Here is a 20,437-nt window from a genome sequence, read left to right as displayed (position 1 = left end):
GCGTACTGCGTGCCGTCAGCTCTTCGAGCAGCTCGGCAGCGACTTCGTGTCGCCCTTGCGGAGCTTCTCCAGCGACTTCGTGGCGTCGTCGATGGTGTCGACCTTGATCAGAGTGAGCCCGTCGGGCGTGTCGGCGGCGGCCGCCTCGCAGTTGTCCGCCGGGGTGAGGAAGTACTCGGCGCCCGCGTTCCGCGCGCCGACCAGCTTCATCTCGATGCCGCCGATCGGGCCGACCTCGCCCTTGTCGTCGATGGTGCCGGTGCCGGCGATGAACCGGCCCTCGGTGAGGCTCTCCGGGGTGAGCTTGTCGACGATGCCGAGGGCGAACATCAGACCGGCGCTGGGGCCGCCGACGTCGGCCAGGTTGATGTCGATCGTGAACGGGAAGACGTGGTCGGTGCCGGCCTGGATGCCGACGACGGCCCGGTCGCCCTCCTCGGACGTGGTGGTCGTGATGACCACCTTCCGGGTGACGGTGGGCTCCTTGTGGGCCTTCTCGGCGGCGGCCGCCTCCTTGGCGGGGACGATCGTGAACTCGACGTCCTGGCCGGGCTTCCGCTTCGTCACCTGCTTGGCGACGTCACCCTGCTCCTTGACCGGCACGCCGTCGACGGCCCTGATGACGTCCCCGGCGTGCAGCTTGCCCTCGGCCGGGGCGCCCTTGACGACGGTCGCGACGACGACCCGGGAGACCACCGGGATGCCCAGCTCCTTGAGGGCCGCCACCTTGGCGCTCTCCTGGGACTGGGTGAACTCCTCGGCGTTCTCCTGGCTCGACTCCTCCTCGGTCTTGCCGTCCGGGTAGAGGGTGTCGTGCGGCACCACCACGTTGTCGTGGGCCAGCCATCCGTAGACGGCCTCGACGGCGTTCATCTTGTAGTCCGCGCTGGTGACGCGGACCGTCGTCATGTTGAGGTGACCGTCGGTCGGGTAGGTCTTGCGTCCGGAGATCTGCAGTACCGGTTCGCCCCTGGCCTCGCCGAGGGTGTTGACCGTGGGGCCCGGGCTCATCTCCGCGTACGGCACCGGGATCAGGACGCCCGCGATGAGCAGACAGATCAGGACCAGGGTGGAGGCGAGCATCGTCGCGGTGCGGCGTGGCATGGAACGACAGTACGGGACTCGCCTGTGGGTGCACCCGTGGGGCGGTCCGTACGGGGCGGCCCCGCGTCAGCTGGACGGCGACGTGGTGACGGCGGAGGCCGTCGTGGCCGGTTCGCGCTCCGGACGGGCGGGATCGGCGGTCACGGCGTGGGACCGCTCCATGGCGTCCCGGAAACGGGCGTAGCCGGCGAGTTCCGCCACGTCGCCTATCGTCTTGTTCCTCGAAGCCCAGCTTCCCCATATCGCCGCGCCGACGACTGCGAAAAGCGGAATCAGCAACCAGGCCAGCGCTGCCATCCCGACCTCCCATCCCCAGTGAGTTGATCAGCAGACTGTCTCATCTGTGGGATCAACGCTCGCCCTCGGGGGCCGGTTACGCAAATCGGGCGTTCGACTACGCCCTGTCGGCGCGCCGCCTTGCCGGGTCAGCAGGCCCCCACCCACTCCTCGGTGCCGTCCGAGAACTTCTGGTGCTTCCAGATGGGGACTTCGTGCTTGAGGTCGTCGATGAGCTTCCGACAGGCCTCGAAGGCCTCGCCGCGGTGGGGGCAGGAGACGGCCACGACGACCGCGAGGTCGCCGACGCGCAGGTCGCCGACGCGGTGGACGGCGGCCAGGGCGCGGACCGGATAGTTCGCGACGACCTTCTCGGCGACGCGGCGCAGCTCCGCCTCGGCGGTCGGGTGACAGGAGTACCCCAGCGCGTCGACGTCCGCGCCGCCGTCGTGGTTGCGCACGGTGCCGACGAAGAGGGTGGTGCCGCCGGCGGCGTCGTCTCCGACGGCCCGGAAGACCTCGTCGACCGAGAGCGGGGTGTCACGGATCGCGAGCAGCTTGATCGGGTCGTCCGCGGCCTGCTCGCCGGGGTGGTCGTGCGTCTGCGCCATGAGGCCATGGTGCCGCACGGCTCCGACATCCCGTAAGGGACCTTTCGACCTGTGGACGGGGCCCTCCGTAGGAGGGTCCTACAAGTCCGTCCCCACGAGCCCGTCGCTACAGCCCGCGGCGCTTCCGCATCTGGCGCACCAGCGCCGCCGTGCCGAGCAGCGCCACCGTCGCTCCGGCCGCTCCGGCCGCCGTCGCGTCCTTGCGGCCCAGGCGGCGGCCGGCGACCGTGTGACGGCCCTCGACCTCCTCCAGGAGCGCGGCGAGGACCTCCTCGTTCGTCCATCTGGGGCGCCAGCCGGCGTCGTGCAGGCGTCCGACGCTCACCACCCAGGGGTGCATGGTGTAGGCGAGGTCGCCCGCCGGCGACGGGGTGAGGCCGATCCGGTGGAGGCGGGCCGCCGTGCCCAGGGCGACCGCGGAGGGCAGCTCCATGCGCCGGATGCCGGAGAGCTCCTCGACCTCCTCCTGTTCGAGCCAGCCCTCGCAGCCGACCGCGAACTCCCCGTCGACCTTCTCCAGGGCCGCGTACTCCAGGGCGCTCACCAGGTCCTCGACGTGGCAGAACTGCCAGGTCGGCCGGGAGCCGGCGACGACGAGCAGACGGGGCGACTCGAAGTAGCGGGTCAGCGCCGTGTCCGTACCGCCCACGAGGACGGCCGGACGGACGACGGTGACGTTCAGGCCGGGGTGCGCGCGGGGGGCGCGGCGGCCGAGGCGCTCGATCTCCAGCATGTCGCCGACGCCGGTGGCCTCCGCCGTCGCCCTGAGCTCGGCGTCCTCGGAGAGCGGGATGTCGTTGTCGGGCAGGGCGCCGTAGACCATGGCGGAGGTGCAGAGCACCACCCGGTGGACACCGGCCGCAGCGGCGGCGGTGAGCACGGTCTGCGTGCCGCGCACGTTGTAGGCCGTCCGGGCGGCGGGGTCGGTCTCCAGGTCGAGGTCGACGGCGAGGTGCACGACGACGTCCGCGCCGCGCAGCTTCTCGGCGATGGCCGGATCGCGCACGTCGAGGATGTGCCACTGCGCCTCCTCGACCTCGCCGCGGCGCTCGTCGATGGCGACGACCCGCTTGATCTCCTCGGAGGCGGCGAGGCGCCTGGTGAGCAGGTCGCCGACACCGGAAGCGGCGCCGGTGACCGCGACGACGGGGCCGCGCACGGCGGACCGGGTTGAGGGGTTTCGCGCTCCGCGAACCTGTGGATCTGGGGAACTCACCGGGCGTCTCCAGCGGTTGTCTTCAGTACGCACGCGCATGACGCGTACGGACCAGGTGGCGTCCATCCTGCCGCAGGGCACGGCCCGGCGGAGCACCGAGCCCATTTCCGGCCCGGATGTCTACGCTGGTGGTGTGCGGGGCCTGTCGGATCAGGCCCTGGTCGGGAGTCGCCGTCGGCAGGAGGCCGGCGGCCCTACGAGCCGAGGAAACCTGTGAGTGACACCCCATTCGGATTCGGCCTTCCGCCGGAGGAGCCGGAGAACGGCGACGAGGGCAAGAAGAAGGACCCCGCCGGAGGTGGCCAGGGGTCCGGCGGCAACCCGTTCGGCGCGAACCCCTTCGGCTTCGGCGGGCTGCCGGGCATGGGCGGCCCCGGCGGCGCGGACAATCCGTTCGCCGCGATGTTCGGCTCCATGAACCCCAACGACCTGGGCGCGGCCTTCCAGCAGCTCGGGCAGATGCTGAGCCACTCGGGCGGTCCCGTGAACTGGGACATGGCCAAGCAGATCGCGCGCCAGGTGGTGGCCCAGGGCACCGCCGACGGCACCAAGGACGCGAGCGTGGGCCCGGCCGAGAAGTCGGCGGTCGAGGAGGCCGTGCGCCTGGCCGACCTCTGGCTGGACCAGGTCACCTCGCTGCCCTCCGGCGCGGGCACGGCCGTGGCGTGGAGCCGTGCCGAGTGGGTCGAGGCGACGCTGCCGGCGTGGCAGCAGCTCGTGGACCCGGTCGCCGAGCGGGTCGGCTCGGCGATGGGCGACGTCCTGCCGGAGGAGATGCAGGCCATGGCCGGCCCGCTGATCGGCATGATGCGCTCCATGGGCGGCGCCATGTTCGGCCAGCAGATCGGGCAGGCCGTGGGCGCGCTCGCCGGTGAGGTCGTCGGCTCGACGGACGTCGGTCTGCCGCTGGGCCCGGCCGGGCGCGCTGCGCTGTTGCCGCTGAACATCGAGGCCTTCGGCAAGGACCTGGGCGTGCCCTCGGACGAGGTGCGGCTCTACCTGGCCCTGCGCGAGGCCGCGCACCAGCGTCTCTTCGCGCACGTGCCGTGGCTGCGGGCGCACCTCTTCGGCGCGGTCGAGGGGTACGCGCGCGGGATCAAGGTCGACACCTCGAAGCTGGAGGAGGCCGTCGGGCAGCTCGACCCGACGCACCCGGAGCAGCTGCAGGAGGCGCTCCAGCAGGGCATGTTCCAGCCGGAGGACACCCCGGAGCAGAAGGCGGCCCTGGCCCGGCTGGAGACGGCGCTCGCGCTGGTCGAGGGCTGGGTGGACGCGGTGGTCCACGAGGCCGCCAAGTCCCGGCTGACCTCGGCGGACGCGCTGCGCGAGACGCTGCGCCGGCGCCGGGCCTCGGGCGGTCCCGCCGAGCAGACCTTCGCGACCCTGATCGGTCTGGAGCTGCGTCCGCGGCGGCTGCGGGACGCGGCGCGCCTGTGGGCCTCGCTCACGGACGCGCGCGGGGTCGACGGCCGGGACGGGCTGTGGGAGCACCCGGACATGCTGCCGACGGCGACGGACCTGGACGACCCCGACGGCTTCGTGCACCGCGAGCACCTGGACTTCTCCGAGCTGGACAAGATGCTCGGCGAGGCGGCCCGGGGCGAGGCGCCGGAAGACGGGGACGGCAAGGAGTGACCCTGCACGACGACGCGGTCCTCGTGCTGAAGGGCTACGAGGACCAGCCGGAGCTGCGCGATGTCTACCTGGACCATCTCGCCCGGCACGAGGACGGCATGTACAAGCCCTGCGAGGCGGGGCACCTGACCTCCAGCGCGCTGGTGATCGACCCTTCGCGGGGGCGGGTCCTGCTGACCCTGCACAAGAAGCTGGGCATGTGGCTCCAGATGGGCGGCCACTGCGAGCCGGGCGACCCGACGGTGGAGGCGGCGGCGCTGCGCGAGGCGGCCGAGGAGTCCGGCATCGCGGGTCTGACCCTGCTGCCGGGCGGTCCGGTGCGGCTCGACCGGCATCCGATCCCGGCGCCCTGCCACTGGCACCTGGACGTGCAGTACGCGGCGCTCGCCCCGGCGGACGCGGTGGCGGAGATCAGCGACGAGTCGCTGGACCTGCGCTGGTTCGCGCACGACGAGGTGGCCTCGGTGGCCGACGCGTCGGTGGTGGAGCTGCTGAAGGGCACGCTGGCGCGGCTGGCGTGAGCATGACCGAGGGGCGGTCTCCGGTGGAGACCGCCCCTCGGCCGTGCGTGCTCAGTTCCAGACGTTGTTCTGGTTCTGGGCGTGGGAGCCGTGCTGGCCGGCGCCGAACTGGGCGGCGATGCCCTGTCCGATGGCGGCGTTCTGCGGGGGCATGACCTCGCTCGGCTGGACGAGCGCGAAGCCCTGGCCGAGGAAGCTGAGCTCCCAGCCCTCGCCCGTGTTCCCACGGCGGCGCATCACGCTGGAGTTGGTGGTCTGCGCCTGCATCTGGACGCGCAGCCCGGTGGACCAGGCGACGATCGCGTCCGCGTCGACGCTGACGTACTTCTCGGGCGTGACCTGCATCATCAGCGGCTGCCCGGAGGTCATGAGGGCGACCTTGCCGCGGCCGGAGATGTTGAGCTGGTACTTGCCGGAGCCGGAGACGCCGTACTGGCTGTCGACGGCGATGACCTCGGTGTGGAGGGTCGAGTCGAGCGCCAGGACGTAGGCGCTGTCGACGGTCAGGCCGTCCTGCTCGACCTCCACGATGTGGACGTGCTGGGCGAGGTTGGCGAAGTAGACCGTGCCCTGGCCGGAGCAGCGCATCAGGTCGAGGCCCTCGCCGGTGCGGGCCTGGGCCCGGCGCTGGCCGGGGGTCTTGTACTCGCCGTCGAAGTCGACGAGTCCCTGGTACGCGACCATGGCGCCCTTGCGGGCGAGGACGTCGTCCTGCCCGGTGAGGCTGACCCGCAGGAGCTGCGGGTTCTGGATGACGTACCGCTCCTGGCTCTGCTGTTCGCCGTGGTTGAAAAGCGGGCTCTGCATGGTGTGTTCTCGCTCCCCCTCAGCCCCGGACCCGCAGGCGGTCGGTGCTGTCCTCGCTCGGCTGTACGACGACGATGCCCTGGCCCGAGAAGGCCATCTGGTATGCCTCGCCGCTGCCCCGCCCGATGAGGGAGGACGCCTTGAAGCTGCGCTTGCCCTTGACCTTGAGCGCGGGCGACCAGGCGACGAGCGCGTCGGGGTCGACGTACGTCTCGTCCTCGCCGCGGCCGCAGTCGACGACGATCGGCGTGCCGCGCGAGGTGAGCGCGACCCAGCCGGTGCCGGCGATCTCCACGTTGAAGAGGCCCTGGCCGGCGAACTTGGCGAGGCCCTTGACCCGCTCGACACCCCACTGGAGGTGGGCGTCGAAGGCGAGCACGTTGGTGCCGTTGACCGAGATCGAGTCGTTCTGGAGGTTGATGACGACGACGTCGGCGCCGTAGTCGGCGAGGTAGAGCAGTCCGTCGCCGGAGCACTTCATGATCGGCGCGCCCTCGCCGGTGGCCCACTGCTGGGCGACCTGGCGGACGGCGGGCGGGTTGGGCTCGTAGCTGATGAAGCCCTCGTAGGCGACCATCGAGCCGGTCCGGGCGTACAGGTCCTGGCCGGAGGCCATGGCCACCTTGAGCATGGTGCGGCCGTGGTTCTCCATCCGGGCCGCGACGGGGGTCGGGGCGTAGCCCGCGAGTTGCTGGTTCATGACGGGCTCCCTCAGACCTCGTAGGGCTGGACGACGATGAAGTTGCCGGGGGCTCCCCGGAACTGGAGGTTCACGGTCTCCCCGCTGTGGCCCGGGTAGGCGTTGCGGCGGAGCCGCACCTGGCTGGAGAGGATGACCTGGGACGCGGACGACCAGGCGACGACGGCGTTGCAGTCGGCGAAGGTGGTCGGCGTGACGGGCAGGACGACGGGGACGCCGTGCGTCTTCACGACGACGGTGCCGGTGCCCTGGAACTGCATGGTGAACAGGGCGCCGCCGGGGATGCCGTGGCCCTCGATGCGGCGGACCTCGTACTGCAGGGACTCGTCGAACGCGAGGACGTTCTCGGCGGAGACGCAGATGCCGTCGCCCTGGAGCTCGATCGGGTGCAGGTGGGCGCCGTTCTCGGCGAGGAAGACCTGGCCGCGGCCGGTGCAGCGCATGAGCTGCATCTCCTGGCCGGTGGCGTTGCCGACGATCCGGCCGGCGAAGCCGGCGCCCTTGTAGCCGAAGTCGACCTTGCCCTGGTACATGACCATGGAGCCCTGCCGGGCGAGGACGGGCACGCCGCCCATGGCGAGGTCGACCCGCATGAGCTGCTGGTTCTGCGGGGTCCAGCGGGCGCCGGTGGCGGTCTCCTTGTACGGCGCGAGCGCGGCGGCGAGCCCCGCTCCGGTCGCCGGCGCGCCCTGCGGGACGCCGGGCTGCTGCCCGTACGCCGGCGGCTGCTGCCCGTACGGGGCGGGCGCGGGCTGTCCGTAGGGGGCCTGCGGGGGCTGGCCCTGACCGGGGTACTGGCCGCTGGGGTACTGGCCGGGCGCCTGGCCCGGGACCTGCCCGGGGTAGGGGCCGGGGGGCTGTCCCGGGACCTGGCCGTACTGCGGCTGCTGCGGGGGCTGCCCGTACGGGGCGGGGGCCGGGGCGGGCGGCGGCACGGGGGCCGGGGCCAGGGGCGCGACCATCGTCGGCTGCGTGTGGACCGGCGGCGCGGGCGGGACGGGCGCGGGCGGGGCCGGCGGCGCGCCGAACGCGGGGGCCGGGGCGGGCGCGGGCGCGGCGGGGGCGCCGAAGGCCGGGGGCGCGGCGGCCTGCGGCGGCGGGGCGAAGCCGGGGGCCGCGGCCTGCTGCTGCGGGGCGGCGGCCGGCTCGTCCTCGGCGACCTCGCCGCCGAAGTTCCGCAGGAGCGCCTCCAGGCCTCCGTCGAAGCCCTGGCCGACGGCGGCGAACCGCCACACGTCCTTGAGGTAGAAGTCGCCGAGCATCACCGCGCGCTCGGTGGAGAACTCCGCGCCCGTGAACGCGTAGCGCGCGACCTCCTCGCCGCCCGCCACGATCCGCAGGTGGCCGGGGCCGATCTGGGACATCTGGCCGGCGCCGTCGATCGTCGCGGTGAACGACAGCTTGTGGATGTGCGCGGGGATGCGGTCGAGGGTGACGCGGAAGGACTCGGTGTCGCCGGACTGCGCGCCGAGCAGCTGGATGGACTCCTCGGGCGACTTCGGCTGGTTGAAGAAGACGAAGTAGCGGTCGTCGGAGAGCCGTTCGTCCGCGTCGAGTCCGAAGCAGCTGATGTCGAAAGTCAGCCCGGGGGCCGCGATCTGCACACCGACGTACAGATCGGTCCCCGCGGTCAGATCACTGATCTTGGCCTTGTGGCCGCGTTGGAATTCCCTGGCCATGCGTAACGACCGTCCCCCATCCCGAATGGCGAATGCTCGCGCCAGGCTAACCGCTGGGCACGACATTGAGACAGGCCAGGCCCTCTTCGGTACGAAATCGGGAATACCCGCGCACGCGCGCGTGGCGGCGCCGTCACTCCTCGCGAGCGTCCTGAAGGTGCGGCAGCCGCCCGGCGGCGACCACGCCCTCCAGATAGCCGCGCGCCCGCTCGGTGCGGGGGTACGCCTCCAGGAGCCGCCAGAACCGCGGCCCGTGCCCGGGGACGAGGAGGTGCGCCAGCTCGTGCAGGAGGACGTAGTCGACGACGTACTCGGGCATGCCCTGGAGCCGGTGGGAGAGGCGGATGCTGCCCTCGGAGGGGGTGCAGGAGCCCCAGCGGGTGTTCTGGTTGGTCACCCAGCGGACGGAGCCGGGGCGGGCCCGGCCGTCGAAGTACTGCTCCGAGAGGCGCAGCGCCCGCTCCGTGAGTTCGCGGTCGCCGAGGACGCTCCGGCTCTCCCGGGCGGCGAGCTTGTCCAGCATGACGCCCACCCAGCGGCGCTCCTCCGCCTCCGACATGCGGGCCGGGATGAGCACGACGGTCCGGTCGCCCTCGCGGTAGGCCGAGACGGTCCTCCTCCGCCGCGGGCTCCTGCGGATCTCGACCGCGCTCGTCACCGCCCCGCGGGGCGGTTCGCTGGTCACGCTGTGCTGGGGGTCGGCGGGCACGGCCCCGACGTTACCCGCTGCCGGCGGGGGAAGTCCCTCCTTCGGGAGTGGTTCGGGAACGATCCGACCCGCCGCACACCATTTGAATGACTAATCCCCCTGACCTGTGGACAACTTTCGGCGCCCGTCCCGGCGGCGGGGCATTCTCGCTTCGGGACGACGGAATGCCGCCAACGATCATGAATGCGGTCACGGGCGGGGACGGACATAGAGGACGGACATGGGGACGAACGGGGGCGGGGAAATGCATCCGATGGTGAAACCGGCGCTGCGGCGGGCTTGGCGGAGTCTGCAGTGCGTGCAGTTCGGCGTCGCCCCGGCGCACGCGGTGGTGCTCGACCCGGTCGACCAGGTGACGGGAGCGGTGCTCGGGCTGCTCGACGGCACCCGCGGGACCGCGCTGCTGCGGGCCGAGGCGCGGGCGCTCGGTCTGCCGGACGGCCGCCTGGAGGCGCTCCTGGGCCGGTTGGAGTCGGCCGGGCTCCTCACGGACGCCGCGACCGGGCGGCCCGGGAAGGCGGGCCCGGCCGCCGGCGCGGTGGACGTGGCCCTCGATCCGCTCCGCGCCGACCTGGCCTCCCTCTCCGTGGTGCACCCCGGGCCGGAGCGGGCGGCGGGGACCCTGGCGGCCCGGCGGGCCCTGCGCGTCCAGGTGCGGGGCGCGGGCCGGGTGGGGACGACGGTGGCGTCCCTGCTCGCCGCCGCGGGCGTCGGCTCGGTCGAGGTCCTCGACTCGGGACGGGTGGAGCCCTGGGAGACGGCCCCGGGCGGGCTCCCCGCCGAGTCCGTCGGCGAGCGCCGTGCGACGGCGGCCCGCCGGCTGGTCACCCGCTGGACACGGGACCCGGGGCGCGGGACACGGCCCCCGGGGCGCGGGGCGAGAGCGGGAGGGACCGGGCCGGACGGGCGGGGCGGACCGGTCGGGGCCGGCAGGGCCGGGGGGTCGCGGGACCGGGGCGGGCGTGGCGGGGCGGGTGAAGCCGTGGGGGAGCCCGGGCTGTCACTCGTCGTGGTGACGCCGAGGGACGGGCTCGGCGCGTACGTCCCCGATCCGCTCCCCGCCGAGCCGTGGATCTCCACCGGCACCCCTCATCTGTACGCGGGCGTTCTGGAGGCGACGGGGACGGTCGGACCGCTGGTGCTGCCCGGCGGCACGGCCTGCGCGCGGTGCCTCCAGGAGGAGCTGACGGACCGGGACCCGGTGACGCCCCGGCTGCTCGCCCAGTGGCGCTCCGGCGCCCCGCATCCGCTGCCCGCCTGCGACCTGGGTCTGGCCACGGCGGTCGCCGGGCTGGCCGCCGCGCACGCGCTGGCCTTCCTGGACGGGGACCTCCCGGCGAGCACCGGCACCCGCTGGGAGGCGTCGCTGCCGCTGCTGGAGTGGCGGGCGGAGCGGCTGAGGCCGCACCCGGCCTGCCCCTGCGGGGCGGCGCGCGGAGCAGAAGGGGAACGCGCCTCGGCGGCCGGGGAGGCACACGACACAATGGCGGGGTAACGGCCCTGCGCGGCACGGCAGTCTGGGTTTTGGAGGGGCGCATGTCTGATCTTCCCCGGAAGGCGGTCACCCGGACCGCCAAGTTGGCCGCGTTGCCTCTGGGCTTCGCGGGCCGGGCCACCTGGGGCCTGGGCAAGCGGATCGGCGGCAGATCCGCGGAGCTGGTCGCCCGCGAGCTCCAGCAGCGCACGGCCGAGCAGCTGTTCAAGGTCCTGGGCGAGCTGAAGGGCGGGGCCATGAAGTTCGGGCAGGCCCTGTCCGTCTTCGAGTCGGCCCTCCCCGAGGAGGTCGCCGGGCCGTACCGGGCGGCGCTGACGAAGCTTCAGGACGCGGCGCCGCCGATGCCGACGCGCACGGTGCACACGGTCCTGGAGGAGCGACTGGGGGCCGAGTGGCGGGAGTTGTTCCTCGAGTTCGAGGACAAGCCTGCGGCGGCGGCCTCGATCGGGCAGGTGCACCGGGCCGTGTGGCACGACGGCCGCGAGGTCGCGGTGAAGGTGCAGTACCCGGGCGCCGGGGAGGCGCTGCTCTCGGACCTGACGCAGTTGAGCCGCTTCGCCCGGCTGCTCGGCCCGCTGATCCCGGGCATGGACATCAAGCCGCTGATCGCCGAGATGCGGGACCGGGTCTCGGAGGAGCTGGACTACGCCCTGGAGGCGGAGGCGCAGCGGATCCACGCGGAGGAGTTCGCGGACGATCCCGATGTGGTGGTGCCCACGGTGGTGCACCAGTCGGAGCAGATCCTCGTGACCGAGTGGATGGACGGGGTGCCGCTCGCCGAGGTGATCGCGGACGGCACGGAGGAGCAGCGGGACCGGGCGGGTCAGCTCCTCGCCCGTTTCCTCTTCTCCGGCCCCGCGCGCACGGGCCTGTTGCACGCCGATCCCCACCCGGGGAACTTCCGGCTGTTGCCCGGAGGCGAGGACGAGGGGCCGGAGGGCTGGCGGCTCGGCGTCCTCGACTTCGGCACGGTGGACCGGCTGCCGGGCGGGCTTCCGGAGACGATCGGCACCTGTCTGCGGATGACGGTGGCGGGCGAGGCCGAGACCGTCTACGAGCTGCTGTGCGCGGAGGGCTTCGTCAAGGAGTCCGTCGCGCTCGACCCGGACGCGGTCCTGGAGTACCTGCTGCCGATCATCGAGCCGGCCGAGGTGGAGGCCTTCGCCTTCACCCGTGGCTGGATGCGCACCCAGGCGGCCCGGATCGCCGACCCCCGCTCCCCCGCACACCAGTTGGGCAAGCAGTTGAACCTGCCGCCCTCGTACCTGCTGATACACCGTGTGACGTTGAGCACCATCGGGGTGCTCTGCCAGCTGAACGCGACGGTGCGGCTGCGGGACGAGCTCGTCGAGTGGCTGCCGGGCTTCGAGGACCCGGCTCCCGCGTAGCGGGCGCCGGGGCGGGGCGGCTCACCACCAGGAGGAGTCGAGGCGGCCCTCGATGGAGCGGATGTTGGCGCGGGCGCACTCCTCGCAGAAGTACTGTCGCCGGCCGTTCTCGACGGAGCAGGTCCAGGTCAGCGGCAGGGTCTCGGTGGTCTTGCCGCAGCGCGCGCAGACGAAGGGTGCCTCGGGGGTACGGGCGTCGTTCACCCTCGTGACGATAACCCGGCGAAGACGCCGCGGTCCGGACAACGCACCGCGGGGGCCGGTCCGTTCGGACCGGCCCCCGCGAGGGCATCACGGAGATGCTCAGTTCATGACGGCCATGGCGAGCGCGCGGCGGGCGCGCAGCGAGACGCGCTCGGCGCGCCGCTGCATGCGCCGGGCGGCGACCAGGCGCACGGCCTGGCGTTCCGCGTCGGCCTCACGCTGTCGCTCATGCATATGGGCACGGGCCAGGGCTTCTGGGGCGAGTTGCATTTCACGGGTCCTGTTCTGACGCGCGGTGTGCGCGGCGGCGGGGGAGAAGACTGGGGTCGCGGAGCCCAGGGGCTCGCTGGTGGAAGAGGTCATCGGGGCCTGCTTCTGGGGATCGTGCGTGAGGGGACGGTCGATGGTTCCGGTGGCGCTCATGCCGCGACCGGGTTCTTGCGCGGGCGGCCGCGGGGCCGCTTGCGGGCGACGACCACGCCCTGGACGAAGAGCTCGCCACCCCAGACGCCCCAGGGCTCGCGGCGCTCCTTGGCGCCGGCGAGGCAGGCGGCCACCAGCGGGCAGGTCCGGCAGAGGGACTTCGCGTACTCGACGTCGGCCGGGGACTCCGCGAAGAAGACCTCGGGGTCGTAGGCGCGACAGGGTACGGGGACGCCGAGGTTCTCGATGGCGTCGTCGAGCGCGGTGAGCGCGGTGAGGGGGGTCAAAGCGGGGTCCTCCGTGGAGCCGGGCAGGGGGATCGATTCGGAATGCGGTACGGACGGGGCGTGCGCTTCGAGTTGCACGGTGGTCTTTCCTCGTCTGGTCGTTCCGGCCTGTTGGCCGGGGTTTCGGCTGGTACCGGGCGGTGTCTTTCCCGAGGCCCCTTCACGCCGTCGTCCCCGTTCGAGGACAAACAGAAGGGCCGCGGATCCCGGATGGGGTTCCGCGGCCCTGAAGGCGCCGGTCTGATCATGGATCAGACTGGATCACTCCAGGGTTCGAGCCCACGGAAGGCCCACATCATGTGGTGGTGCGTCGTCGTCTGCTGCTGGGTTCCGGCACCGGTCGCCGCAAAGCCATAGGCCGTGGCCTTGCCTGCTACTCCTGCTTCCAGTGCCTTGGTCGGTCGCTCATTGCGCGGAGCCACGGCGGCCGCACCGAGACCGGAAAGACCGGTGACGGGCAGGCCGGCGACGGGCAGACCGGTGCCAATGAGGGCCGAGGCGGAGAGGCCGAGCGAGCAGGCGGAGACGACCGAGCGATCGGTCATTTTGGCCGCGCCGATGAAGCCGGCGGTGCTGACGGTGCTGGTCTGGATGGTGTAGCTGATCACTGGAATCGCCTCCTCTCGGCGTCTCGGAGGGCTCGGGTGCGAGCCGGACCCTCATGTTTATTTGGACAAGTACAGCACGAAGACAGGGCTTCCATGAAGCCGCCGTTTCCGTGGTTAAGAACCTATGGGGCTTGACGGGGCGGGCGCAAACTATTTTTCCGACGAGTTTTCCTCAGAGCTCGCCCTCGTCCGTCCCGCCCTCCTCACCTGCGCAGATGGCCAGGACCTCGGCTCCGAAGCGGTCGAGCTTGCGGACGCCGACGCCGGAGATCGAGGCGAGCTCCCCGTCGGTGGCGGGGACCCGCTCGGCGATCGCCATGAGCGTCTTGTCGGTGAACACGCAATAGGCCGGCTGGCCGAGCTGCCTGGCCTGTTCCGACCGCCAGTCCCTCAGCCGCTCGTACAGGCCTTCGTCCATGTCCGAGGGGCAGTCCTCGCAGCGCATCAGCTTCATGGCGCCGGCCTCGGTGAGGGTGGCGCCGCAGACCCGGCACAGGACGGGGCCGCGGGGCCCCCGCCGGCGGAGGCCGCTCCCCCGCTCGACGGAGCCGGAGGCGCCGCCGGAGCCGACGGCGCCGAGGGAGCCGGAGCCGGGCCGCAGGCCCTGGAGGAAGCGGCTGGGGCGCCGGTTGGCCCGGCCCCCCGGGGAGCGGGAGAGCGCCCAGGAGAGCGTGAGGTGGACCCGGGCCCGGGTGACGCCCACGTACAGCAGGCGCCGCTCCTCCTCGATCTGCTCGTCGGTCTTGGCGTAGGTGATCGGCAGCATCCCCTCGGTGAGGCCGACCAGGAAGACGGCGTCCCATTCGAGGCCCTTGGCCGCGTGCAGCGAGGCGAGGGTGACGCCCTGGACGGTCGGGGCGTGCTGGGCGGCGGCCCGCTCGTCGAGCTCGGCGACCAGGTCGGAGAGGGTGGCCCCGGGCTTGGCGCGGGCGAAGTCCTCGGCCAGCCGGACGAGGGCGGCGAGGGACTCCCAGCGGTCGCGGACGGCGCCGGAGCCGGCGGGCGCCTCGCTGGTCCAGCCCTTGGTGGAGAGGACGGCCCTGACCTGGGCGGGGAGGTCCTCTGCGTCGTCGAGGAGCGGGTCGTTGCCCCCGGCGCGGGCGGCGCCGCGCAGGGCGACGCCCGCCTCCCGCACCTCCTGGCGCTCGAAGAAGCGCTCGGCGCCGCGGAGCTGGTAGGGCACTCCGGCGTCGGCGAGGGCCTGCTCGTACACCTCGGACTGGGCGTTGATCCGGTAGAGGACGGCGATCTCGCCGGCCGGGACGCCGGCGGCGATGAGGTCGCGGATGCGGCGGGCGGTGCCCTCGGCCTCGGCGGGCTCGTCGGCGTACTCCGCGTAGACCGGCTCGGGGCCCGGGTCGCGCTGGGAGATCAGCTCCAGGCGGTGCTCGGCGGCCCGGCCGCGGGCCTGGCCGAGCAGCCCGTTCGCCAGGTGGACGACCTGCGGGGTGGAGCGGTAGTCGCGGACCAGCTTGACGACGGTGGCGCCGGGGTGCCGGGTGCGGAAGTTCAGCAGGTGGTCGGGGGTGGCGCCGGTGAAGGAGTAGATCGTCTGGCCGGCGTCGCCGACGACGCAGAGGTTGTCGCGGTCGCCGAGCCACAGGTCGAGCAGCCGCTGCTGGAGCGGGGAGACGTCCTGGTACTCGTCCACCACGAAGTGCTGGTACTGGCGGCGGATCTGGTCGGCGATGTCGTGCCGGTCCTGGAGGATGCCGACGGTGAGCAGCAGCACGTCCTCGAAGTCGATCACCGAGCGGTCGCGCTTCAGCTGCTCGTACATGGCATAGATCTGGCCGATCTCGGCCGGGTCGCGGGGGGCGTCCCTGAGGGACTTGGCGACGGCGGCCGGGTAGTCGGCGGGGACGGTCTGGGTGACCTTCGCCCACTCGATCTCGCCGGTCACGTCCCTGAGCTCGTTCCGGTCGAGCCGGATCCGGCAGCGGGCCGCGGCCTCGGAGACCAGCTGGACCTTGCGCTCCAGAAGACGGGGCAGCTCGCCACCGACTGCTTTCGGCCAGAAGAACTGGAGCTGCCGGAGGGCCGCGGAGTGGAACGTGCGGGCCTGGACGCCGCCCGCGCCGAGCTGCCGGAGCCGGCCGCGCATCTCGCCCGCGGCACGGTTGGTGAACGTGACGGCCAGCACACTGGCGGGCTGCAGGATACCGGCCCGCACCCCGTACGCGATGCGGTGGGTGATGGCCCGGGTCTTGCCCGTGCCGGCTCCCGCGAGGACGCACACCGGCCCGTTCAGGGCAAGGGCGACCTCGCGCTGCTCGGGGTCGAGCCCGTCGAGCACCGCGTCGGCCGTCTCCGGGACCTGAGGGAAGAGAGTGGAGGGCGTTGCTGCTGTCACCCCGCCATGCTGCCAGGTCGGCGGGACCGGTGCGGCGGCCCGTCCACAGGCGCGAGACGCCGGTCATACGAATTCCGGGAATGGCGCCGGGAGGGCGTACGTTCTCCCTCTCGGCACCCGTCCGCGAACAAGAGGAGCGCCTGGCCATGCAGGGCACTGTGACGATGTACAGCACCACGTGGTGCGGCTACTGCCGTCGGCTGAAGAGCCAGATGGACCGCGAGGGCATCGCGTACACGGAGATCAACATCGAGCAGGACCCCGACTCGGCGGCGTTCGTCGAGAAGGCCAACGGCGGCAACCAGACGGTGCCGACGGTGCTCTTCCCGGACGGTTCGACCCTGACGAACCCGAGCCTCGCGCAGGTCAAGCAGAAGATCGGCGTCTGAGCGACCGTGATGTGACGAGACCCCCGGCCGTCCGGCCGGGGGTCTCGTCACATCACGGGGAGGACGCGGCTCCGGGGGCGCGTCCGGGGCTCGCGCGGGCGGAGCGGGCGGAGCGGGTGCCCCGCGGCCGGTCGCGAGGAGATCGGGCGACCGTCGGGTGAAGATCGCGAAACGTTCGCGAGGAGACCCCGAGGAGCGGCGGCTGCACCTCGGTCGGCAGGGGGGCGGCATGGTGCCCTTGTGCAGGGATTTCGCCGGAGCGAACTCCGCCGATCCCCCCTCACTGTGAAGAGCGTCACGCGTCCACGAGCTTTTGTAAGGCTCCCGGAGCCGCACCTATGCTCTCGCCTCGAACAAGATTTGCGACTGCATATCCAGGTGGGATTCTCCTTGCTCGACCAGACAGCTCCTGTCGTTCCGGCACCCCTCGCATCCAGGAGCGTCCCGCGTCTCGCGGCGGACCCCACGGCCGGAGGCCACGGACGCCTCCACGCCCTCGACGGCCTGCGCCTCGCCGCCGCCCTCATGGTGGTCGCCTACCACTACCTGGCCTTCGGGGAAGGCTGGCCGACGCCGGTCGAGGACCTCTTCCCCGCGGCCTTCCCCCTCGCCTCCTACGGCTATCTCGGCGTGGAGTTCTTCTTCCTCATCAGCGGCTTCGTCATCTGCATGAGCGGCTGGGGCCGGCGGGTGAAGGACTTCTTCGTCTCCCGCGTGGTGCGCCTCTACCCCGCGTACTGGTTCGCCGTCGTCGCCACGTCCGTCACCGTCGCCGTGGTGCCCGGCGGGCGACAGCACCTGCCCTGGAACGACATCCTCACCAATCTGACGATGCTCCAGGAGCCGCTGGGGGCGGACCCCGTCGACGGGGTCTACTGGACCCTCTTCGCCGAGCTCCGCTTCTACCTCCTCTTCTCGCTGCTCGCCTGGTGGGGGCTGACGTACCGCAGGGTGCTGCTGTTCTGCTGCGTCTGGGGAGCGGCCACCGTCCTGGTCGCCCCGTCCTCGCCCGGTCCCCTGCGCCTGCTCCTGATCCCCGAGTACAGCTGGTTCTTCATCGCGGGCATGGCGTTCTACCTTATGTACCGGTTCCGCCCGAGCCCGATGCTCTGGGGCGTCGTCGGGTTCTGCTACTGCGCCTCGCTCGCGCCGTCCATCGACAAGTTCAAGGGGCTCGCCTTCCTCGGCGACCGGCCGGCGTGGCCCGTGCTCGTCGTGCTCGCCGTCTTCTTCGGGGTGATGGCGCTGATCGCCACCCGCAGGCTCTCCGGCATCCGGTGGAGGTGGCTGCCGGTCGCCGGGGCGCTGACCTACCCCTTGTACCTGCTGCACGAGGTCATCGGCTGGGAGTTCTTCGCCCGCTTCGCGGGGCGGGTCCCTCCGTGGGCGCTGCTCGTCACCGTGCTGCTCGGGATGTCGGCGCTGTCGTACCTGGTCCACCGCCTCGTCGAGCGGCCGCTCGGCCGGTACCTCAAGCGCCACCTCGTCCGCCTGTGAGCACCGTCCCGTGAGCACCGTCCCGTGAGCGTCGTGAAGAAGTCCCCGCTCCGGCGGTGCCGGAGCGGGGACTTCCCCGTGGGTCGAGGGCGCGGAGGGCGCCGACCGCGTCAGATCACGTCGCCCGGCTTCGGGAGCGGCCGGCCGTACCAGCGCTCGATCAGCCGGGAGGCGATCGAGATGCCGTACGGGGGCAGGACCTCGCCGGACTCGAAGGCGGCGGCCAGGTCCTCGCGGGAGAACCAGCGGGCCTCGTGGATCTCCTCGCCGTCCACGTTGATCTCGGAGGACGTGGCGCGGGCGAAGAAGCCCAGCATCAGGCTGGACGGGAACGGCCAGGGCTGGCTGGCGATGTACTCGACCTCGCCGACCGTGACGCCGGCCTCCTCGAAGACCTCGCGGGCCACCGACGCCTCGATGGACTCGCCCGGCTCCACGAAGCCGGCGAGGGTCGAGAAGCGGCCCTCGGGCCAGTGCACCTGGCGGCCGAGCAGCGCCCGGTCCTGGTCGTCGGTGACCAGCATGATCACCGCGGGGTCGGTGCGCGGGTAGTGCTCGGCGCCGCAGGCCTGGCAGCGGCGGACGTGCCCGGCGGCCGCGATGACCGTGCGCTCGCCGCAGCGCGAGCAGAAGCGGTGGAGGCGCTGCCAGTTCTCCAGGGCCACGGCGTGCACCATGAGGGCCGCGTCGCGGTCGGAGAGCAGCAGGCCGGCCTCGCGCAGCCCGGCGGGGCGCGCGGACTGGTCCATGCGGCCGGGCAGGGAGTCCTTCTGGAGCGCGAAGTAGGAGACGCCGTCGGCGTCGGTGCCCAGGAAGTAGCGGTGGGTCTCGGTGACCGGGGCCTCGAAGGCCGGGGTCATCACGATCTCGGTGGTGCCGTCGGGGCGGTCGTCGATCAGCACCTGGCCGCCGGAGACCACGAAGACCCGGGTCGTGGGGTGGCTCCAGGCCGCCGCCAGCCACGCCTCGTCGAGGCGGTGGTGGGCGGCGCGGTCGATGCCGCTCGGGGCGGTGAGCGAGATCGGGCGGTCCGCGGACGCGTGCGCCGGGCTGCTCGGCGCGTTCTTCAGGGTGCTCACAGGTGCTTCCAACTCCCCCGGTCGGTGTGTGGGTTCAGCGGGCGGCGCTGTGGAAGGCGGCGGGCAGGTCGCCCCACAGGTGCGCGGTCGTCTCGACGCCCTTCATGAGGAGATCGAGCTCGATCTTCTCGTCGGGAGCGTGCCAGCCGTCGGACGGGACGGAGATGCCGAGGAACAGGACGGGCGCTCCCAGGACGTCCTGGAGGTCGGCGGCCGGTCCGGAGCCGCCCTCGCGGGTGTAGCGGACCTTGGCGCCGTCGAAGGCCCGGCTCATGGCCCCGGCCACCGCCTTGAGGGCGGGGTGGTCGAGGGGGGTGAGGCAGGGGCGGGTCGGGGCGCCGAAGACGATCTCGTGCCGGATGCCGGCGGGGACGAGCCCGTCGAGCCAGTCCCGTACCGCGAGCTCGATCTTGGCCGGGTCCTGGCCCGCGACGAGCCGGAACGACAGCTTGAGCATGGCGGAGGCGGGGACGATCGTCTTGCCGCCGGGGCCCTGGTAGCCGCCGCCGATGCCGTTGACCTCGGCGGTGGGACGGGCCCAGACCCGCTCCAGGGTCGTGAAGCCGGCCTCGCCGAGGGTGCCGTGGGACTTGGCCGTCCGCAGCCAGGCCTCCTCGTCGAAGGGCAGCTCGGCGACGAGGGCCCGCTCGGCCTCGGTGAGTTCCGTCACGCCGTCGTAGAAGCCGGGGATCGCGACGCGCTCGTGCTCGTCGTGGAGGGCGGCGACGATCCGGCCGGCGACGGTGGCCGGGTTCGGCACGGCGCCGCCGAAGGAGCCGGAGTGGATGTCCTGGTCGGGGCCGTACAGCTCGATCTCGCAGTCGGCGACCCCGCGCATGCCGGTGCAGACGGTGGGGGTGGTCTCGGACCACATGCCGGTGTCGGAGACGATCACGGCGTCGGCGGCGAGCCGCCCGGCGTGCTCCTCGACGAGCGCGCGGAAGTGCGGGGAGCCGGACTCCTCCTCGCCCTCGACGATCAGCTTGAGGTTGACGGCGGGCGCGGTGCGGCCGGTGGCGGCGAGGTGGGCGCGGACGCCGAGGGTGTGGAAGAACACCTGCCCCTTGTCGTCGGCGGCCCCGCGCGCGTACATCCGGCCGTCGACCACCGTCGGCTCGAACGGGTCCGTGTGCCAGCCGTCCTCGCGGGCCGCGGGCTGCACGTCGTGGTGACCGTAGACGAGGACGGTCGGGGCGTCCGGGTCGCCGGAGGGCCACTCGGCGAAGACGGCGGGCGCTCCGGCGGTCTCCCAGATCTCGACCGTGGTGAAACCGGTCTCCGTCAGCTTGGCGGCGAGCCACTCGGCACTGCGCCGCACGTCTCCGGCCCGCTCCGGCTGGGCCGACACGGAGGGGATGCGCAGCCACTCGGCCAGGTCGCCGAGGAAGGCGGCACGGTGCTGCTCGACGTACGTGCGTACGGTGCGGACGACGCTGTCCGGGGTCTCGCTCATGCC

The 20,437-nt window shown here is 72.6% G+C and carries 21 protein-coding genes; 6 read left to right on the top strand and 15 right to left on the bottom strand.

What is annotated here, in order from left to right; genetic code table 11:
• Positions 1-15 precede the first annotated feature (15 nt).
• The 4 genes from ACIGW4_RS17775 to ACIGW4_RS17760 form a co-directional block, all read right to left on the bottom strand.
• Positions 16-1,104, bottom strand: coding sequence for a PDZ domain-containing protein (locus ACIGW4_RS17775; protein ID WP_123455319.1), 1,089 nt, complete (start codon positions 1,102-1,104; stop codon positions 16-18).
• A 66-nt stretch (positions 1,105-1,170) separates the two neighbouring features.
• Positions 1,171-1,305, bottom strand: coding sequence for a hypothetical protein (locus ACIGW4_RS17770; protein ID WP_260174488.1), 135 nt, complete (start codon positions 1,303-1,305; stop codon positions 1,171-1,173).
• Positions 1,306-1,529: 224 nt separating this feature from the next.
• Positions 1,530-1,991: a molybdenum cofactor biosynthesis protein MoaE gene (locus ACIGW4_RS17765; RefSeq protein WP_123455317.1), complete on the bottom strand. Its 462-nt coding sequence runs from the start codon at positions 1,989-1,991 to the stop codon at positions 1,530-1,532.
• Between the two features lie 106 nt (positions 1,992-2,097).
• Positions 2,098-3,207 (bottom strand): SDR family oxidoreductase, encoded by a 1,110-nt coding sequence (locus ACIGW4_RS17760; protein WP_123455316.1) that lies wholly within the window; start codon positions 3,205-3,207, stop codon positions 2,098-2,100.
• Between the two features lie 213 nt (positions 3,208-3,420).
• On the opposite strand from ACIGW4_RS17760, the gene ACIGW4_RS17755 reads away from it, so the two are divergent.
• Together ACIGW4_RS17755 and ACIGW4_RS17750 are read left to right on the top strand one after the other, a co-directional pair.
• Positions 3,421-4,842, top strand: coding sequence for a zinc-dependent metalloprotease (locus ACIGW4_RS17755; protein ID WP_123455315.1), 1,422 nt, complete (start codon positions 3,421-3,423; stop codon positions 4,840-4,842).
• The gene (locus ACIGW4_RS17750) at positions 4,839-5,363 is read left to right on the top strand and encodes an NUDIX hydrolase (RefSeq protein WP_399581396.1); all 525 of its coding nucleotides are present in this window, start codon (positions 4,839-4,841) and stop codon (positions 5,361-5,363) included. The genes ACIGW4_RS17755 and ACIGW4_RS17750 overlap by 4 nt, the downstream gene beginning before the upstream one ends.
• Positions 5,364-5,414: 51 nt before the next feature.
• On the opposite strand, the gene ACIGW4_RS17745 is transcribed toward ACIGW4_RS17750, so the two are convergent.
• The 4 genes from ACIGW4_RS17745 to ACIGW4_RS17730 all read right to left on the bottom strand — a co-directional run bounded on the left by ACIGW4_RS17745 (position 5,415) and on the right by ACIGW4_RS17730 (position 9,258).
• The gene (locus ACIGW4_RS17745; protein WP_123455313.1) at positions 5,415-6,170 is read right to left on the bottom strand and encodes an AIM24 family protein; all 756 of its coding nucleotides are present in this window, start codon (positions 6,168-6,170) and stop codon (positions 5,415-5,417) included.
• Between the two features lie 19 nt (positions 6,171-6,189).
• The gene (locus ACIGW4_RS17740) at positions 6,190-6,870 is read right to left on the bottom strand and encodes an AIM24 family protein (RefSeq protein ID WP_041131144.1); all 681 of its coding nucleotides are present in this window, start codon (positions 6,868-6,870) and stop codon (positions 6,190-6,192) included.
• Between the two features lie 11 nt (positions 6,871-6,881).
• Entirely contained in the window at positions 6,882-8,549 is a 1,668-nt protein-coding gene (locus ACIGW4_RS17735) for a TerD family protein (protein WP_398707371.1), read from the bottom strand.
• Between the two features lie 133 nt (positions 8,550-8,682).
• On the bottom strand, positions 8,683-9,258 hold the full coding sequence (locus ACIGW4_RS17730) for a M48 family metallopeptidase (RefSeq protein ID WP_123455311.1): 576 nt from the start codon (positions 9,256-9,258) through the stop codon (positions 8,683-8,685).
• A gap of 244 nt (positions 9,259-9,502) precedes the next feature.
• Between ACIGW4_RS17730 and ACIGW4_RS17725 the strand changes: the two genes are divergently transcribed.
• Together ACIGW4_RS17725 and ACIGW4_RS17720 are read left to right on the top strand one after the other, a co-directional pair.
• Positions 9,503-10,753: a TOMM precursor leader peptide-binding protein gene (locus ACIGW4_RS17725; RefSeq protein WP_399581392.1), complete on the top strand. Its 1,251-nt coding sequence runs from the start codon at positions 9,503-9,505 to the stop codon at positions 10,751-10,753.
• Positions 10,754-10,794: 41 nt separating this feature from the next.
• Positions 10,795-12,141, top strand: a complete 1,347-nt coding sequence (locus tag ACIGW4_RS17720) for an ABC1 kinase family protein (RefSeq protein WP_399581390.1) — start codon at positions 10,795-10,797, stop codon at positions 12,139-12,141.
• A gap of 21 nt (positions 12,142-12,162) precedes the next feature.
• On the opposite strand, the gene ACIGW4_RS17715 is transcribed toward ACIGW4_RS17720, so the two are convergent.
• From ACIGW4_RS17715 to ACIGW4_RS17695, 5 genes are all read right to left on the bottom strand, one after another.
• Entirely contained in the window at positions 12,163-12,345 is a 183-nt protein-coding gene (locus tag ACIGW4_RS17715; protein ID WP_123455308.1) for a hypothetical protein, read from the bottom strand.
• A gap of 99 nt (positions 12,346-12,444) precedes the next feature.
• On the bottom strand, positions 12,445-12,768 hold the full coding sequence (locus ACIGW4_RS17710; RefSeq protein ID WP_123455307.1) for a hypothetical protein: 324 nt from the start codon (positions 12,766-12,768) through the stop codon (positions 12,445-12,447).
• A complete protein-coding gene (locus tag ACIGW4_RS17705) occupies positions 12,765-13,133 on the bottom strand; it encodes a WhiB family transcriptional regulator (protein ID WP_123455306.1) in 369 nt (122 codons plus the stop codon). The genes ACIGW4_RS17710 and ACIGW4_RS17705 overlap by 4 nt, the downstream gene beginning before the upstream one ends.
• Before the next feature lie 173 nt (positions 13,134-13,306).
• Positions 13,307-13,663: a hypothetical protein gene (locus ACIGW4_RS17700; RefSeq protein WP_123455305.1), complete on the bottom strand. Its 357-nt coding sequence runs from the start codon at positions 13,661-13,663 to the stop codon at positions 13,307-13,309.
• Positions 13,664-13,835: 172 nt separating this feature from the next.
• Positions 13,836-16,016 (bottom strand): ATP-dependent DNA helicase UvrD2, encoded by a 2,181-nt coding sequence (locus ACIGW4_RS17695; protein ID WP_399581388.1) that lies wholly within the window; start codon positions 16,014-16,016, stop codon positions 13,836-13,838.
• Positions 16,017-16,162: 146 nt separating this feature from the next.
• On the opposite strand from ACIGW4_RS17695, the gene ACIGW4_RS17690 reads away from it, so the two are divergent.
• Positions 16,163-16,405 carry a mycoredoxin gene (locus ACIGW4_RS17690; protein WP_030688646.1) on the top strand — a complete coding sequence of 81 codons (243 nt, stop codon included), beginning with the start codon at positions 16,163-16,165 and terminating at the stop codon, positions 16,403-16,405.
• Between the two features lie 390 nt (positions 16,406-16,795).
• Positions 16,796-17,902 (top strand): acyltransferase family protein, encoded by a 1,107-nt coding sequence (locus ACIGW4_RS17685; protein WP_399581386.1) that lies wholly within the window; start codon positions 16,796-16,798, stop codon positions 17,900-17,902.
• Between the two features lie 110 nt (positions 17,903-18,012).
• Here the strand turns inward: ACIGW4_RS17685 and nudC are convergent, their stop codons facing one another.
• Positions 18,013-18,981, bottom strand: coding sequence for an NAD(+) diphosphatase (gene nudC / locus ACIGW4_RS17680; protein ID WP_398707361.1), 969 nt, complete (start codon positions 18,979-18,981; stop codon positions 18,013-18,015).
• A 34-nt stretch (positions 18,982-19,015) separates the two neighbouring features.
• Positions 19,016-20,434 (bottom strand): dipeptidase, encoded by a 1,419-nt coding sequence (locus tag ACIGW4_RS17675; protein ID WP_398707359.1) that lies wholly within the window; start codon positions 20,432-20,434, stop codon positions 19,016-19,018.
• Positions 20,435-20,437 lie beyond the last annotated feature (3 nt).

The organism is Streptomyces sp. NPDC053513, assembly GCF_044544765.1.
Taxonomy (GTDB): domain Bacteria; phylum Actinomycetota; class Actinomycetes; order Streptomycetales; family Streptomycetaceae; genus Streptomyces; species Streptomyces litmocidini.
Note: the sequence above shows the minus strand (reverse complement) of the source record. Positions and strands in the feature narration are given on the sequence as shown.

Coding starts and splice junctions, on each gene's coding strand:
- ACIGW4_RS17675 (WP_398707359.1), bottom strand. CDS start 20,434: ATGAGCGAGACCCCGGACAGCGTCGTCCGCACCGTACGCACGTACGTC.
- ACIGW4_RS17690 (WP_030688646.1), top strand. CDS start 16,163: ATGCAGGGCACTGTGACGATGTACAGCACCACGTGGTGCGGCTACTGC.
- ACIGW4_RS17725 (WP_399581392.1), top strand. CDS start 9,503: ATGCATCCGATGGTGAAACCGGCGCTGCGGCGGGCTTGGCGGAGTCTG.
- ACIGW4_RS17765 (WP_123455317.1), bottom strand. CDS start 1,991: ATGGCGCAGACGCACGACCACCCCGGCGAGCAGGCCGCGGACGACCCG.
- ACIGW4_RS17735 (WP_398707371.1), bottom strand. CDS start 8,549: ATGGCCAGGGAATTCCAACGCGGCCACAAGGCCAAGATCAGTGATCTG.
- ACIGW4_RS17740 (WP_041131144.1), bottom strand. CDS start 6,870: ATGAACCAGCAACTCGCGGGCTACGCCCCGACCCCCGTCGCGGCCCGG.
- ACIGW4_RS17745 (WP_123455313.1), bottom strand. CDS start 6,170: ATGCAGAGCCCGCTTTTCAACCACGGCGAACAGCAGAGCCAGGAGCGG.
- ACIGW4_RS17710 (WP_123455307.1), bottom strand. CDS start 12,768: ATGAGCGCCACCGGAACCATCGACCGTCCCCTCACGCACGATCCCCAG.
- ACIGW4_RS17720 (WP_399581390.1), top strand. CDS start 10,795: ATGTCTGATCTTCCCCGGAAGGCGGTCACCCGGACCGCCAAGTTGGCC.
- ACIGW4_RS17775 (WP_123455319.1), bottom strand. CDS start 1,104: ATGCCACGCCGCACCGCGACGATGCTCGCCTCCACCCTGGTCCTGATC.